Below are 13,702 nucleotides of genomic sequence, written 5' to 3'. Positions count from 1 at the left end.
CAAAAGAAGGTTTCCATGACTCAGATGACTGCTTCGTTCAAAGCCCTGCTGCTGGCCGCCGCCCTGACATTGCCGGGGCTGGCCATGGCGGCCGATCCGGCGATGGAAAAGGACGGCATGTACACCGATCAAAAGGGCATGACCCTGTACACCTTTGCCAAGGACTCCGCTGGCAAGTCCGCGTGCAACGACAAGTGCGCGGCAAACTGGCCGCCGCTAATGGCGACAGCGAATGACAAGTCGATGGGGGACTGGACGGTAATCACTCGTGATGATGGCAGCAAGCAGTGGGCCTACCAGGGCATGCCGCTGTACACCTTTGTGATGGACAAGAAGGCCGGCGACATGACCGGCGACGGCAAAATGGACGGCGCGTGGAAAGTCGCCAAGGCCAAATAACGCAAAAGATCGCAGCCTTCGGCAGCTCCTACACTGGAATGTGTACGACCTGTAGGAGCTGCCGCAGGCTGCGATCTTTTCAGTCAGCGCAGTGCGTAATCCAGCACGATCCCGACAAATATCGCCAACCCTGCCCAATGGTTGTGCAAGAAGGCCTGGAAGCAACGCATACGGTCCTTGCTGCGCGTGTACCAGAACTCCCACGCATAACACCCGGCAGCCACCAGCAAGCCGAGGTGGAACCAGATCCCCAGCTCGAACTTCGACCCGGCCAGAATCAGGCAGCCCAATGACAGCGCCTGCAAGCTGAGGATGATCACCCGATCCGCCTCGCCAAACAGGATCGCCGTGGATTTCACGCCGATCTTCAGGTCGTCATCGCGATCGGTCATTGCGTAATAAGTGTCATAACCCACCGTCCACAGCAGATTGGCGATCCACAGCAGCCACGCCGCTGCTGGCAACTCGCCGGTCTCAGCGGTAAAGGCCATTGGCATGCCCCAGGAGAACGCCGCGCCCAGCACCACTTGCGGGTAGTAGGTGTAGCGCTTCATGAACGGATACGTGAATGCCAGCGCCAAGCCGCCCAGCGACAGCCAGATCGTCGGCGCATTGGTGCACAGCACCAGCAGAAAACTGATGCCCATCAGCACGGCAAAGAACACCAGCGCTTCCTTCGAGCTGATGCGGCCAGCAGCGAGCGGCCGTTGCGCGGTGCGTTTGACGTGGCCGTCGACCTTGCGGTCAGCCCAGTCGTTGATCACGCAACCACCGGCGCGGGTCAGCACTACGCCAAGAACAAAAATCACCACGTTGGCCAGCGACGGCGAACCCTTGCCGGCAATCCACAACGCCCACAGCGTTGGCCACAGCAGCAGGTAAATGCCGATCGGCTTGTCCATGCGCGTCAGCTGAACGAAATCCCAGGCGCGCGGGTTCAGACGGTTGAGGGACTTGAGCAGGCTTTGATACATCAGCAGTTCTCCGGATGGGCGCGGGCGGCGTCCCACAGGCTCGGCAGGAAGATTTCCGCTACCAGCACACTCAGCGCACCACGGTCGAAACGCGAACGCCGGCCCCACAATTCAGGGGCTTGCACCGCTGGCGGCAACCATTGTTCAGGGTAGTGGCAGACTTCAATTGCGCGGCGCTGGAACGCCTGATCACAAAACAACAGTTCACCCAGCGAGCGACTGCCCAGTTCATCCATGTGCAAACCATCACCTTGCAGGGCCGCCCGCGAGGCGACGCTGCGGGCAAACACCCAGGCTTCGCCATGACCACGCAAATACACCTCACGCACCCAGCCTTCGCTGCCCTCGGCCAGCTCCAGTGCCGCGCATTCATCAGCGCGCAAGGTGTCCCAGCCTTCGAACAGCGGCGACACGCTGAAGCCATCCTCGGACAAACGGGTCAAACGGCGGGTCAGCGAACCTTCGTCGAGCAGCCAGTCGAGGGTCAACGGATCGGGGCGGGGCGTCAGGCGGTTTTGGGTCAGCCAGAGCGGGGCGGGGCAGGCATTTGAATGTTGCACAATGAGTCATTATTGGCCGCAAGTGAGGCGGCGAGCTTACCATGGCGGGCGACAGGATTGAGCGGCGCCGGCCGCCGTTGCGCCGAACAGGCTTGCATCTGCGCGGCACCCTCAGTACAAAACGCCCTGAGCCGGATGGCAACGCAGCACCCATCGACCGTCCGCGCCGGCATTACGCCTGAACCCTGAGGAAGTACCTGAATGAAGAAGTGGCAATGTATCGTCTGTGGCCTGATCTATAACGAAGCCGATGGCTGGCCGGATGACGGCATCGCGCCGGGCACCCGCTGGGAAGACGTACCGGCAGACTGGCTGTGCCCCGACTGCGGCGTCGGCAAGATGGACTTCGAAATGATCGAAATCAACTAAGCAAATCAGAGGAGTAAGGCATGAGCGCACCAGTCGTCATCATCGGCACCGGGCTTGCGGGCTACAACCTGGCCCGCGAGTTTCGCAAGCTCGACAGCGAAACCCCGCTGCTGCTGATCACCGCCGATGACGGCCGCTCTTACTCCAAGCCGATGCTCTCCACCGGTTTCGGCAAGAACAAGGACGCCGACGGCCTGAGCATGGCCGAACCCGGCGCCATGGCCGAGCAGTTGAACGCCGAAGTGCGCACCCACACGCGCATCAGCGGTATCGACGCCGGCCACAAACGCTTGTGGATCGGTGAAGAAGCCGTGCCCTATCGCGACCTGATTCTGGCCTGGGGCGCGGAAACCGTGCGCGTGCCGATCGAAGGCGACGGCGCGGAACTGGTGTTCCCGATCAACGATCTCGAAGACTACGCGCGCTTCCGTGCCGCAGCGGCGGGCAAGCGTCGGGTGTTGTTGCTCGGCGCCGGGTTGATCGGCTGCGAATTCGCCAATGACCTGATTCTCGGCGGCTACGAAGTGCAACTGGTCGCGCCGTGCGAACAGGTCATGCCGATGCTCTTGCATCCCGCCGCTGCGGCGGCCGTGCAGGCCGGGCTGGAAAGTATCGGGGCGAAGTTTCACCTCGGCCCGGTGCTGACCCGGCTGGAGAAAGTCGCCGATGGCCTCGAAGCGCACCTGTCCGACGGCCAGATCATCCCGTGCGATGTCGTGGTCTCGGCGATCGGCCTGCGCCCGCGCATCGATCTGGCGGCCGCAGCCGGCGTGCAGGTCAATCGCGGCGTGATGGTCGATCGTTACCTGAAGACTTCCCACGCCAACATTTACGCCTTGGGCGATTGCGCCGAAGTCGACGGGCTCAATCTGCTTTACGTGATGCCACTGATGAGCTGCGCGCGTGCCTTGGCGCAAACCCTCGCTGGAAAACCGACCGCGGTCAGCTACGGGCCGATGCCGATTACCGTGAAAACCCCGGTGTGCCCGCTAGTGGTTTCGCCGCCGCCGCGCGGTAGCGAAGGTGTCTGGAGCGTGGAAGGGCAGGGCGCCGACATCAAAGCGCTGTGCCACGGTGCCGACGGTCAGTTGCTCGGTTACGCCCTGACCGGCGGGGCGGTCATGGAAAAACTGGCCCTGAACAAACAGCTGCCGCCACTGCTGGCGTAAATGCCGGTCGTTCTGTCGTAAACACCGCTCTTTTGCCCCGACAAAGGTCGTGGGGAGACTGGCGCCGCCGTTGGCGGCGTGCCATTCTCACTCCCGTCTGCCGCAGAGTAGAGCCTGCGGCGCCTTGGGCGCTGTTCCAACGAGAACAGCACGGACATAACAACAAAAAACCGTCAAAGGGGCTTCACTAATGCGTAAACCAGAACTCGCCGCTGCAATCGCCGAAAAGGCAGACTTGACCAAAGAACAGGCCAACCGCGTCCTGAACGCTGTCCTCGAAGAAATCACCGGCGCCCTGCACCGCAAGGACAGCGTGACGCTGGTCGGCTTCGGCACCTTCCTGCAACGCCACCGCGGCGCCCGCACCGGCAAAAACCCGCAGACCGGCGAACCGGTCAAGATCAAGGCCAGCAACACCGTGGCATTCAAGCCAGGCAAATCGTTGAAAGACAGCGTCAATCCTTGATGGCGGCGTGCTCCCCTGAATGACGGGGAGAACCGCAAATGAGAAATGGGCACACCGATTGCGGTCGGGTGCCCATTTTTTTGTGGCTGTCTGTTGGCTTACTGGCGTCGGAAGCAGGCCTTGCCGTTGCCGAAATCCACGGCCAGGCAGTTTGGCTCGATCGCCAGTTGCAGGTCCTGGAACAGTCCGCCCAGATCGCTGTTGGAGGCAGGCTTGGTTTTGCTTTCCAGCACTACTGTCTGTTTCTCGACTTTCCAGGTGCCTTTGGCAAAGCCATCGGCGCTGCCATACGCCACACCGGCATCAAAGGTGCCGTCCTTTCGCAACAGCAACTCGCCGCCCATTTCCATTGCGCCGGTCAGGTAGTAATGGCCGTCCAATGGTGGGGTTTCCGCTGACGCGTGGGTGATGGGCAGCCACATGAGCGCGGCGAAAAACAGTGGTTTCAGTTCCATGAAGTAAAGCTCCAGACCTGCGTTTCAAGGGGATTTGCTTGGGCTCGGATCTTTAACCAAGCCTGCAGGATATGAATTATGTAAGAAGTATCCCTGAGTTTTGTCAGAGTATTTTCTGGCATGAGGTGAAGGCATTGCCGGGGAAAAGTACATCAATAACTATCGAGTTCGCTGTGGAGCGGCGTATATGTTGAACATACAAGTTTCAATTATGTGAAATGCCATCATTTTGCTAGCACTCTTTTCGTTGCTCGTTGTCGTCTGCGAAAGGTTAAAAGATGCCGGTCTTTATTCAGAAGTGTCCTACTTCTATTTTTTTCCGGATTTGTCATGCTGCACGCCGCTCAAGGACATGAGCGTCCGGTAAACTCGCCCGTCTGCAACGGGAGGCTCTGGATCAATGGTTTCGCAGGACCATGCTGAATGCGCTGTATATCAATCGGCCTCAGGGAAACCCCTGCGACATATAGGGCGATCTCCTACAGACCGCTATGAACAGTTCGTCTTGTTGTTTAATCAGATGCTTGCTAGTGGCCATCATAGTGATTACGATGCGCCCACTTGAAAGAGCACATCTCAATTGGATGAGTCGCTGAACTGCTCTTCGATACTGTCCCGCGTTGCTGAAACTCCATTCGCGCGCATGACTGTAATCCTTAATAAAGGCCATGGATGTCCTACTCAAGCAAACTTTCCGCCCATTACCTCGAACTCGCAAAAGTCTCTGTTTCCAAAGAGAATTTCGCGGGCGAAGACGTTCGTTTTTCGAGCGAGTTCGAGGCGCTGGAAAGTGAGCTGGCCAAGGCTTCGTCGATGCACGAAAGCGGGCAGATCGACTGGCTGAAAATCCGCGAAAACAGCGAAAATCTGCTGCGTACCCAATCCAAGGATCTGCGTGTCGGCGCCTGGCTGACCTGGTCGCTGTACCAGCGCGAATCCTTCCCCGGGCTGCTCGCCGGCCTCGGTCTGCTGCACCATCTGTCGGAAAACAACTGGGCCGACGTTCACCCGCTCAAACCCCGCACCCGTGCCGCCGCGATCGGCTGGCTGGTGCCGCGTCTCGAGCAGGTCATCACCGAAAACATTGCGATCAAAGAGCAGTTGCCGATGTTCCGGCAGCTCTCCGAGCACCTGGCCGGCCTTGAGGCCGCGTGCACTGAGCATCTGGGCGATGACGCGCCGCTGCTGCTGCCGATCTCCCGCCGCCTGAAAACCATGATTCAGCGCGCCGCCGACAACCAGCCGGCGCCCGGCGTGGTGGGCGCGGCGGTGGCGCAGGTCAAGCAGGCCGCGACCCAGCTGCTCACCCCCGGCGCGCCGATCGACAACGAACGTGATGCGCACAAAGCCCTGCGCGCCCAGCAGGAAAGCGCGCGCCCGTTGTGTGCCTGGTGGCTGAAACAGAAAGCCACCGACCTGCGTGCCCTGCGCCTCAATCGCACGCTGCTGTGGATGACCATCGACGCGGTGCCCGAGCGCAACGCCGAGCAGATCACCGTGCTGCGCGGTCTGCCGCTGGAAAAGCTCAAGCTCTATCAGGACCGTTTCGATCAGGGCAAATACGCCGACCTGCTGGTGGAACTGGAGGCGAGCCTGGCGAAGGCGCCGTTCTGGTTCGATGGCCAGAGGATGGTCTGGGAATGTCTCCAGAGCCTCAACGCCGAATTGGCAATGCGCGAAGTGGAAATCCACTTCGCGCTTTTGATTCAGCGCCTGCCGGGCATCATCGAATTGCGCTTCCATGACGGCGCGCCGTTTGCCGATCCGTCCACTCGGGCGTGGATCGCCGCCAATGTCATGCCGCACCTGCAAAGCGCCAGCGCGCCGCGCAAGGTCGAAAGCGAGAACGTCGAAACCCAGCCGGCGTGGGAAAAAGCCCTCGAGGAAGTCCAGCCGATCCTGCGCAAGGAAGGCTTGAAGCCGGCCGTGCAGATTCTCAAGCAGGGTCTGCAATCGGCCCACGGTGGCCGTGAACGCTTCTTCTGGCAGTTCACCCTCGCGCGGCTGTGTTTCCTGGCCAAGAAATACGAACTGGCCAAGAACCAGCTCGAAACCCTCGATCAGACATTACAGGACTCAGGCCTGCACGCCTGGGAGCCCGATCTTGCATTGCAAGTGCTGCACCTGCTGCACAGTTGCTGCGAGTTGTTGCCGCAGAACCACGCCGTACGTGAAAGCAAGGAAGAGATTTATCGCAGGCTGTGCCACCTCGACCTCGAAGTGGTACTCGAATAGGCCCCAGGGCCACAACCGCAAGGAGAAAAGCCATGGCCAAAGAAGGCTCGGTAGCCCCCAAGGAACGCATCAACGTCACCTTCAAACCCGCCACCGGCGGAGCTCAGGAAGAGATTGAACTGCCGCTGAAGCTGCTGGCAATCGGTGACTACACCCACCGCAAGGACGATCGCAAAATCGAAGATCGCAAGCCGATCAGCATCGACAAGATGACCTTCGACGAAGTGTTGGCCAAGCAAGAGCTGGGTCTGACGCTGAGCGTGCCGAACCGTCTGCAGGAAGATGGCGAGGCTGAAGAGCTGGCCGTGCAATTGCGCGTCAATTCGATGAAGGACTTCAACCCGGCCAGCCTGGTCGAGCAAGTGCCTGAGCTGAAAAAACTGATGGAACTGCGCGATGCGCTGGTGGCCCTCAAAGGCCCGCTGGGTAACGCACCTGCGTTCCGTAAAGCGATCGAAGGCGTGCTCGCCGACGACGAATCCCGCGGTCGCGTACTCGGTGAGCTGGGCCTGAACGCCGCAGCCCCGGACGCCTGAGACTCTTGCCAAGGAAGCCAACACAATGAGCACTAGCGCAGCACAAGAGAAGAGCGCCGCCAGCGGCGAATACAGCATTCTCGACAGCATCATCGCCGAAACCCGTCTGACCCCGGACGACGAAGCCTACGACATCGCCAAGCGTGGCGTGTCGGCGTTCATCGAAGAGCTGCTCAAGCCGCAGAACAACGGTGAGCCGGTCAAGAAAGCCATGGTTGACCGCATGATCGCCGAGATCGATGCCAAGCTCAGCCGTCAGATGGACGAGATCCTGCACCACCCGGATTTCCAGGCGCTGGAATCGTCGTGGCGTGGTCTGCAGTTGCTGGTCGACCGCACCAACTTCCGCGAAAACATCAAGATCGAAATCCTCAACGTCTCCAAAGAAGACCTGCTGGACGATTTCGAAGATTCGCCGGAAGTCATGCAGTCGGGCCTGTACAAGCACATCTACACCGCTGAATACGGCCAGTTCGGTGGTCAGCCGGTGGGCGCGATCATCGCCAACTACTACATGTCGCCAAGCTCGCCAGACGTCAAGCTGATGCAGTACGTGGCCAGCGTTTCGTGCATGTCCCACGCGCCGTTCATCGCTGCCGCCGGGCCGAAATTCTTCGGTCTGGAAAGCTTCACCGGCCTGCCGGATTTGAAGGATCTGAAAGACCACTTCGAAGGCCCGCAATTCGCCAAATGGCAGAGCTTCCGTACCTCCGAAGACTCGCGCTACGTTGGCCTGACCGTGCCGCGTTTCCTGCTGCGTAACCCGTACGATCCGGAAGAAAACCCGGTCAAGTCGTTCGTGTACAAGGAAACCGTTGCCAACAGCCACGAGCACTACCTGTGGGGCAACACCGCTTACGCGTTCGGCACCAAGCTGACCGACAGCTTCGCCAAATTCCGCTGGTGCCCGAACATCATCGGCCCGCAGAGCGGTGGCGCGGTTGAAGACCTGCCGTTGCACCACTTCGAAAGCATGGGCGAAATCGAAACCAAGATCCCTACTGAAGTTCTGGTTTCCGACCGTCGTGAATACGAACTGGCCGAGGAAGGCTTCATCTCCCTGACCATGCGCAAAGGCTCCGACAACGCGGCGTTCTTCTCCGCAAGCTCGGTGCAGAAGCCGAAGTTCTTCGGCATCAGCGCAGAAGGCAAGGCGGCAGAGCTGAACTACAAGCTCGGCACCCAACTGCCGTACATGATGATCGTCAACCGTCTGGCTCACTACTTGAAAGTGCTGCAGCGCGAGCAACTCGGTTCGTGGAAAGAGCGTACCGACCTCGAGCTGGAACTGAACAAGTGGATCCGTCAGTACGTGGCCGACCAGGAAAACCCGAGCGCCGAAGTCCGTGGCCGTCGTCCGCTGCGTGCTGCGCAAGTGATCGTCAGCGACGTTGAAGGCGAGCCGGGCTGGTACCGCGTGAGCTTGAACGTGCGTCCGCACTTCAAGTACATGGGTGCCGATTTCACCCTGTCGCTGGTTGGCAAGCTGGACAAAGAGTAAGAGCGACTCATGGACGGATACGGCAGCCTGTTCGAACGCCTCAACGGCGACGCACAACTACGCAAGGGCAACAGCCTTGAGGCTTGTGCCATGGCGTCAGTGGCTGCCCATCTGGCCAAAATGCTCAGCACCCGGGCCGGCAGCGTGCAAACGCTGGCCGACTACGGGTTGCCCGATCTCAATGACATGCGCCTGAGCCTGCACGACTCCCTGAGTCAGGCCCGTCTGGCTATCGAAAACTTCATCGAAGCCTACGAGCCACGCCTGAGCAACGTGCGTGTCATTTCCCTGCCGCGTGACCACGATCAACTTCGCCTGGCCTTCAGTATCGAAGGCCTGCTGGAAGTCGAGGGTTTCAAGCGTCAGGTCAGTTTCTCCGCGCGCCTGGATGGCAGCGGTCAAGTCAAGGTCACCTAAGGAGATCCCCGATGTCTGGCAAACCCGCAGCACGCGTATCCGACCCCACCGCTTGCCCGCTCCCCGGCCACGGCACCAACCCGATCGCCGCCGGTTCCGGCGACGTGTTCTTCGACGGCCTCGCGGCCGCCCGCCAAGGCGATGTCTCGGCGTGTGGTGGTGCGATGGTCGGCGATCTTGCGACAACCGTGTTGATCAACGGCAAACCGGCTGCGACCGTAGGTTCGGTTGGATCTCACGGCAATAAGGTCACGGCCGGATCCGGGACGGTGATTATTGGCAATTCGCATACGCCGGCGCCGTTTGTGCCGCCGGAGCCGGTCATCATTCCTGGAATATTCAATCGTGTCTTTGAATTCAAAACCGCAGATGGAAGAACGGTTGAAAATTTAAACTACATCATGCGCTCTGATAGCGGGATTGAGAAAACAGGCTCAACGTCAACAGGCATGTCAGGTGGTTTTTCAACTGGAAAGACGGCAGAGCCTGTAACTATATATATTTCGGCGGACTAGTAGGTATGGAGACCGTAATCAACATCGATGGTGTCGCTTACACGTTTGTGACTCAGGACGAGGTGACTACACTTAAAGTTCTTACCGAAACAACTGAGAGCAAGGATACAAAGCCTAAGAAAGTTGACCTTCCGTTGGTCTGGATTATTACGCGAAAAAGTGGTGTGCCGCTCTTCGCCTTGAAACCGGGTAAGGATGACTCTCCATTCAGAATTATCACTGCGGAGAAACTCTACGCAGAAAAGGGTCAGTGGTTCGAACCGTTGGCCAGATATTATAGAGAGCTTGTCTGGATCAACCCGGAAACAACGCAGGCCGGATCAGAATCGCATGCGGCTTATAAACATGTTACTTGGCAGGAGCTGATCGACTTCGCAATCGTCGACCGGTTTTCATTCACTTTTCACTCTGGAATGCCGGGTGACTGGAAATTCCGTGCCGTGGGCGGTGCTGAGTTCTTGATGGTGTTCATGGAGGATAAACCGTATTGGACTGATGGCATTGGCCAGGTGCCGTTTGCGGTTAACACTTATAGAAAATATCTGCGAGAAACAAAGCAGGTAGAACTCGCAATAAAGCTGGCTGGTGAAACGGGTGTGACCTGGGGCGACGGCAAAGCCTATACCGGAGCAGAGCGAGGACCGAAAGACGTTTACGATAACTTCATCATATTGCGAGGGATATTGTGGGCAAAAGAAAACTGCAAGTTGGTTGTGAAAAAAGACACGGTATACGATAAAGGTATCCCGCACACAATTGAACTTACTGACGCACCTTATGTGCCTGTATCGAATGCGAAGTTAATAAATCCAATTTCGCAAGGCGATATGGATCAGTACGGGGCATGGAATAAATGAAAGCTCGTCGCTTAGTTGCCTGTATTCCACACCTGATAGTATGTGCCCTGTATATTCCTTTGCATAACTACGGTGTCGACGTATATATCGATATGTATGGCGGGTTGACATCGAGAGGTATCGGCATCGGTATGACGCCGGATCTAATGGTTCAGTATTTTGTGGTGATGAACGCTATAGCGTTTTTTGTCCCCAAGCTGAAATTAAAGGTCCTGTCTGTCTCATTAATGCTGGGACTTATTTTGTACTATTTTTTGCCTCACTACCCCGTCCGTGCGATGGCTTACACCTCGATGGGTGGTGTCCTGACTTTTGCGGCGATATTTGCTGGCCAATTGATTGATCGCGTTTTTTTTTCAAATCGAGAAGTTAAAGCATGACTGTAGGGCGTTATGGCCGACATTGCCCGCGGGGAGTTTCTTACCCGCATGAACTGTTCTGCTGTTTTTTTAAATGAGTTCCACTACCAGGCAGGTACCCCGTGTCCTTTAACCACTACTACCAAAGCGAACTCACCGCACTGCGCCAGCTCGGTCGCCGTTTCGCCGAGCGTAGTCCGGCGCTGGCGCCGTATCTGGGGCAGGCCGGGCGGGATCCGGATGTAGAGCGGTTGCTCGAAGGCTTTGCATTCCTCACCGGGCGCCTGCGCCAGAAGCTCGATGACGAACTGCCGGAGCTCAGCCATTCGCTGATGCAGTTGCTGTGGCCGAACTACATGCGCCCGCTGCCGGCGTTCAGCATTTTGCAGTTTGATCCGCTCAAGCGTTCCGGGCCGGCGCTGCTGGTCGAGCGCGATACGCCGATCGAGAGCAAGCCGATAGAAGACGTGCGCTGCCGTTTCCGCACCTGTTACCCGACCGAAGTCTTGCCGCTGGATCTGGCCGCACTGAATTACTCGGTGAAGGGCGATGGCTCGCTGCTCAGCCTGCGCCTGGAAATGAGCGCTGACGGCCACCTCGGCGAATTGGAGCTGAGCAAGTTGCGCCTGCACTTTGCCGGTGAGCGCTACATCAGCCAGATGCTCTACCTGAGCCTGCTGCGCAACCTCGACGGCATCGAACTGATCCCGCTCGACGGCGCCGGCAAGCCGATTGATGGCGTCAGCGGCAAGCCGATGGCGTTCAAGATTCCCGGTGACCGGGTGAAACCGGTGGGCTTTGCCGAAGAAGAAGCGTTGATCCCGTATCCGCTGAACACCTTTCGTGGCTATCGCTACCTGCAGGAATACTTCGCCTTCCAGGACAAGTTCCTGTTCGTCGACGTCAACGGTCTGGACATTCTCAAGGCGCTGCCGGAAGACACCCTCAAGCAGATGCGTGGCCTCGAACTGCGTTTCGACATTCGCAAGAGCGGCATCATGCGCATGCGCCCGACGCTTGATAACGTGAAGCTGTTCTGCACGCCGATCGTCAATCTGTTCGAGCACGACGCGCTGCCGATCCGTCTCGATGGCAAGCAGGATGAGTACCTGTTGCTGCCGGCGGAATACGACCTGGAAAACTGCGGCGTGTTCTCGGTGGAAACCGTCACTGGCTGGAAGCCCGGCGGTCTCGGTTATCAGGAATACGTGCCATTCGAGTCCTTCGAGCACGACCCGAGTTTCGACGTGCCCAACAGCCGTCCGCATTACAGCATTCGCCAGCGTTCGTCCTTATTGCATGACGGCCTCGACACTTACCTGAGCTTCGGCATCCGCCACACCGAAGCCCACGAAACCCTGTCGATCGAGCTGATGTGCACCAACCAGAACCTGCCGAAAAAGCTCAAGCTCGGCGACATCTGCATGGCCAGCGAGCAGACTCCGGAATTCCTCAGTTTCCGCAACATCACCCCGGCCACGTCGAGCTTCGCGCCGCCGCTGAACCGCGACTTCCTGTGGAAGCTGATCAGCAACATGTCGCTTAACTATCTGTCGCTGGCCGACGTCAATGCGTTGAAGGTGATTCTGGAAACCTACGACCTGCCGCGCTACTACGACCAGCACGCGGAAAAGGTCAGCAAGCGCCTGCTCGGCGGCCTCAAGCACATCAAGCATCACCACGTCGACCGACTGCATCGTGGTCTGCCGGTGCGCGGTTTGCGCACCGAGTTGACCATCGACCCGGAAGGCTATATCGGCGAGGGCGACCTGTTCGTCTTCGCTTCGGTTCTCAACGAGTTTTTCGCGCTTTACGCCAGTCTCAATTCATTCCATGAGCTGCGGGTAAAAAGCACACAGGGAGAGGTGTACCAATGGACACCACGTATGGGCCTGCAGCCCCTGCTTTAAGCGGGCTGACCAAGGTAATACGCGAGTACTCGCTGTTTCAGGCCGTGCTGCTGGTGATCGACCGGCTGCGCGAGGCACACCCGCATCTGAGCGAAGACGATCTGTACGACCAGGTCGAGTTCCAGGCCAACCCGAGCCTGGGCTTTCCGCGCAGCGACGTCGATCGCGTCGAGTTTTTCGAAGAACACGGCAAGATGCGCGCGCGCATGCGCTTCAACCTGATCGGTCTGGTCGGCTCCGGTTCGCCGCTGCCGGCGTTCTACGGCGAACAAGCCCTGGGCGACAGCGAGGACGGCAACCCGACGCGCAATTTCCTCGACCTGTTCCACCATCGCCTGCAACGGCTGATGCTGCCCATCTGGCGCAAGTACCGCTACCGCGCGAGCTTCCAGAGCGGCGCGATTGACCCGTTCTCGGCGCAACTTTTTGCGCTGATCGGCCTGGGTGGCGACGAGATCCGCAAGGCCAAGGAACTCAACTGGAAACGCTTGCTGCCGTACCTCGGCCTGCTCAGTTTGCGCGCGCACTCGGCGGCGCTGATCGAAGCCGTGCTGCGTTACTACTTCAAGCACGAAGACCTGGTCATCGAGCAGTGCATCGAGCGCCGCGTGGAAATTCTCGACGAGCAGCGCAATCGTTTGGGCCGTGCCAACAGCGTACTCGGCGAAGACCTGGTGCTGGGCGAACACGTGCGCGATCGCAGCGGCAAATTCCGCATTCACATCACCGAACTCGACTGGCAGCGATTCCATGAATTCCTGCCGATCGGTTTCGGTTACCAGCCGCTCTGCGCGCTGGTGCGGTTCACCTTGCGTGACCCGCTCGATTACGACATTCGCCTGGTCCTGCGCCAGGAAGAAATCCGCGAACTGCGCATCGGTGAGCAGAACGCCTGTCGCCTCGGTTGGACCAGTTGGCTGGGCCGCGAAAAAGCGGACGGCGTGGTGACCCTGGGCAGCAAAATTCATTAAGGACGTGAG

Annotated in this window: 16 protein-coding genes; 13 read left to right on the top strand and 3 right to left on the bottom strand. The window is 58.8% G+C overall.

All coding sequences use genetic code 11. The features are described 5' to 3' along the window. The first annotated feature begins 15 nt into the window (after positions 1-15). Positions 16-399: a COG4315 family predicted lipoprotein gene (locus tag AC0IXA_RS09310; RefSeq protein WP_016772488.1), complete on the top strand. Its 384-nt coding sequence runs from the start codon at positions 16-18 to the stop codon at positions 397-399. An 83-nt stretch (positions 400-482) separates the two neighbouring features. Here the strand turns inward: AC0IXA_RS09310 and ubiA are convergent, their stop codons facing one another. Both ubiA and AC0IXA_RS09300 read right to left on the bottom strand, forming a co-directional pair. Beyond that, positions 483-1,373: a 4-hydroxybenzoate octaprenyltransferase gene (gene ubiA / locus AC0IXA_RS09305; protein WP_122506247.1), complete on the bottom strand. Its 891-nt coding sequence runs from the start codon at positions 1,371-1,373 to the stop codon at positions 483-485. Beyond that, complete coding sequence (locus AC0IXA_RS09300; RefSeq protein WP_341638194.1) at positions 1,373-1,933, bottom strand: chorismate--pyruvate lyase family protein; 561 nt, start codon at positions 1,931-1,933, stop codon at positions 1,373-1,375. Before AC0IXA_RS09300 ends, ubiA begins: the two co-directional genes overlap by 1 nt. Positions 1,934-2,134: 201 nt before the next feature. On the opposite strand from AC0IXA_RS09300, the gene AC0IXA_RS09295 reads away from it, so the two are divergent. The 3 genes from AC0IXA_RS09295 to AC0IXA_RS09285 all read left to right on the top strand — a co-directional run bounded on the left by AC0IXA_RS09295 (position 2,135) and on the right by AC0IXA_RS09285 (position 3,937). Further along, positions 2,135-2,302, top strand: a complete 168-nt coding sequence (locus AC0IXA_RS09295) for a rubredoxin (RefSeq protein WP_003177199.1) — start codon at positions 2,135-2,137, stop codon at positions 2,300-2,302. A gap of 20 nt (positions 2,303-2,322) precedes the next feature. After that, the gene (locus AC0IXA_RS09290) at positions 2,323-3,471 is read left to right on the top strand and encodes an NAD(P)/FAD-dependent oxidoreductase (RefSeq protein WP_471812734.1); all 1,149 of its coding nucleotides are present in this window, start codon (positions 2,323-2,325) and stop codon (positions 3,469-3,471) included. A 190-nt stretch (positions 3,472-3,661) separates the two neighbouring features. Next, on the top strand, positions 3,662-3,937 hold the full coding sequence (locus AC0IXA_RS09285) for an HU family DNA-binding protein (RefSeq protein WP_003213368.1): 276 nt from the start codon (positions 3,662-3,664) through the stop codon (positions 3,935-3,937). A gap of 98 nt (positions 3,938-4,035) precedes the next feature. On the opposite strand, the gene AC0IXA_RS09280 is transcribed toward AC0IXA_RS09285, so the two are convergent. Continuing rightward, positions 4,036-4,392 carry a hypothetical protein gene (locus tag AC0IXA_RS09280; RefSeq protein WP_471812731.1) on the bottom strand — a complete coding sequence of 119 codons (357 nt, stop codon included), beginning with the start codon at positions 4,390-4,392 and terminating at the stop codon, positions 4,036-4,038. A gap of 672 nt (positions 4,393-5,064) precedes the next feature. Between AC0IXA_RS09280 and tssA the strand changes: the two genes are divergently transcribed. The 9 genes from tssA (at position 5,065) to tssG (ending at position 13,693) form a co-directional block, all read left to right on the top strand. After that, positions 5,065-6,627, top strand: a complete 1,563-nt coding sequence (tssA, locus tag AC0IXA_RS09275) for a type VI secretion system protein TssA (protein ID WP_471812729.1) — start codon at positions 5,065-5,067, stop codon at positions 6,625-6,627. Positions 6,628-6,659: 32 nt separating this feature from the next. Next, positions 6,660-7,163: a type VI secretion system contractile sheath small subunit gene (gene tssB, locus AC0IXA_RS09270; RefSeq protein ID WP_016772498.1), complete on the top strand. Its 504-nt coding sequence runs from the start codon at positions 6,660-6,662 to the stop codon at positions 7,161-7,163. A gap of 25 nt (positions 7,164-7,188) precedes the next feature. Then, complete coding sequence (gene tssC / locus AC0IXA_RS09265; RefSeq protein WP_016772499.1) at positions 7,189-8,664, top strand: type VI secretion system contractile sheath large subunit; 1,476 nt, start codon at positions 7,189-7,191, stop codon at positions 8,662-8,664. Positions 8,665-8,673: 9 nt separating this feature from the next. Further along, the gene (tssE, locus tag AC0IXA_RS09260; RefSeq protein WP_007920274.1) at positions 8,674-9,081 is read left to right on the top strand and encodes a type VI secretion system baseplate subunit TssE; all 408 of its coding nucleotides are present in this window, start codon (positions 8,674-8,676) and stop codon (positions 9,079-9,081) included. Between the two features lie 11 nt (positions 9,082-9,092). Then, a complete protein-coding gene (locus tag AC0IXA_RS09255) occupies positions 9,093-9,596 on the top strand; it encodes a PAAR domain-containing protein (RefSeq protein WP_076564582.1) in 504 nt (167 codons plus the stop codon). 5 nt (positions 9,597-9,601) lie between these two features. After that, on the top strand, positions 9,602-10,453 hold the full coding sequence (locus AC0IXA_RS09250; protein WP_471812726.1) for a hypothetical protein: 852 nt from the start codon (positions 9,602-9,604) through the stop codon (positions 10,451-10,453). Next, the gene (locus tag AC0IXA_RS09245; protein WP_110599800.1) at positions 10,450-10,833 is read left to right on the top strand and encodes a hypothetical protein; all 384 of its coding nucleotides are present in this window, start codon (positions 10,450-10,452) and stop codon (positions 10,831-10,833) included. The genes AC0IXA_RS09250 and AC0IXA_RS09245 overlap by 4 nt, the downstream gene beginning before the upstream one ends. Before the next feature lie 101 nt (positions 10,834-10,934). After that, positions 10,935-12,722: a type VI secretion system baseplate subunit TssF gene (tssF, locus tag AC0IXA_RS09240; RefSeq protein ID WP_039757337.1), complete on the top strand. Its 1,788-nt coding sequence runs from the start codon at positions 10,935-10,937 to the stop codon at positions 12,720-12,722. After that, positions 12,686-13,693 carry a type VI secretion system baseplate subunit TssG gene (gene tssG, locus AC0IXA_RS09235; RefSeq protein ID WP_056790879.1) on the top strand — a complete coding sequence of 336 codons (1,008 nt, stop codon included), beginning with the start codon at positions 12,686-12,688 and terminating at the stop codon, positions 13,691-13,693. The genes tssF and tssG overlap by 37 nt, the downstream gene beginning before the upstream one ends. The last annotated feature ends 9 nt before the right edge of the window (positions 13,694-13,702 follow it).

This window comes from Pseudomonas sp. AC083, from assembly GCF_979253165.1.
The sequence above is the reverse complement of the archived record's forward strand: the minus strand, read 5'-3'. Positions and strand labels throughout refer to the sequence as shown.

Coding starts and splice junctions, on each gene's coding strand:
- AC0IXA_RS09290 (WP_471812734.1), top strand. CDS start 2,323: ATGAGCGCACCAGTCGTCATCATCGGCACCGGGCTTGCGGGCTACAAC.
- tssA (WP_471812729.1), top strand. CDS start 5,065: ATGTCCTACTCAAGCAAACTTTCCGCCCATTACCTCGAACTCGCAAAA.
- AC0IXA_RS09295 (WP_003177199.1), top strand. CDS start 2,135: ATGAAGAAGTGGCAATGTATCGTCTGTGGCCTGATCTATAACGAAGCC.
- AC0IXA_RS09285 (WP_003213368.1), top strand. CDS start 3,662: ATGCGTAAACCAGAACTCGCCGCTGCAATCGCCGAAAAGGCAGACTTG.
- AC0IXA_RS09280 (WP_471812731.1), bottom strand. CDS start 4,392: ATGGAACTGAAACCACTGTTTTTCGCCGCGCTCATGTGGCTGCCCATC.
- AC0IXA_RS09255 (WP_076564582.1), top strand. CDS start 9,093: ATGTCTGGCAAACCCGCAGCACGCGTATCCGACCCCACCGCTTGCCCG.
- tssG (WP_056790879.1), top strand. CDS start 12,686: ATGGACACCACGTATGGGCCTGCAGCCCCTGCTTTAAGCGGGCTGACC.
- AC0IXA_RS09250 (WP_471812726.1), top strand. CDS start 9,602: ATGGAGACCGTAATCAACATCGATGGTGTCGCTTACACGTTTGTGACT.
- tssB (WP_016772498.1), top strand. CDS start 6,660: ATGGCCAAAGAAGGCTCGGTAGCCCCCAAGGAACGCATCAACGTCACC.
- AC0IXA_RS09245 (WP_110599800.1), top strand. CDS start 10,450: ATGAAAGCTCGTCGCTTAGTTGCCTGTATTCCACACCTGATAGTATGT.
- tssC (WP_016772499.1), top strand. CDS start 7,189: ATGAGCACTAGCGCAGCACAAGAGAAGAGCGCCGCCAGCGGCGAATAC.
- tssE (WP_007920274.1), top strand. CDS start 8,674: ATGGACGGATACGGCAGCCTGTTCGAACGCCTCAACGGCGACGCACAA.
- AC0IXA_RS09310 (WP_016772488.1), top strand. CDS start 16: ATGACTCAGATGACTGCTTCGTTCAAAGCCCTGCTGCTGGCCGCCGCC.
- ubiA (WP_122506247.1), bottom strand. CDS start 1,373: ATGTATCAAAGCCTGCTCAAGTCCCTCAACCGTCTGAACCCGCGCGCC.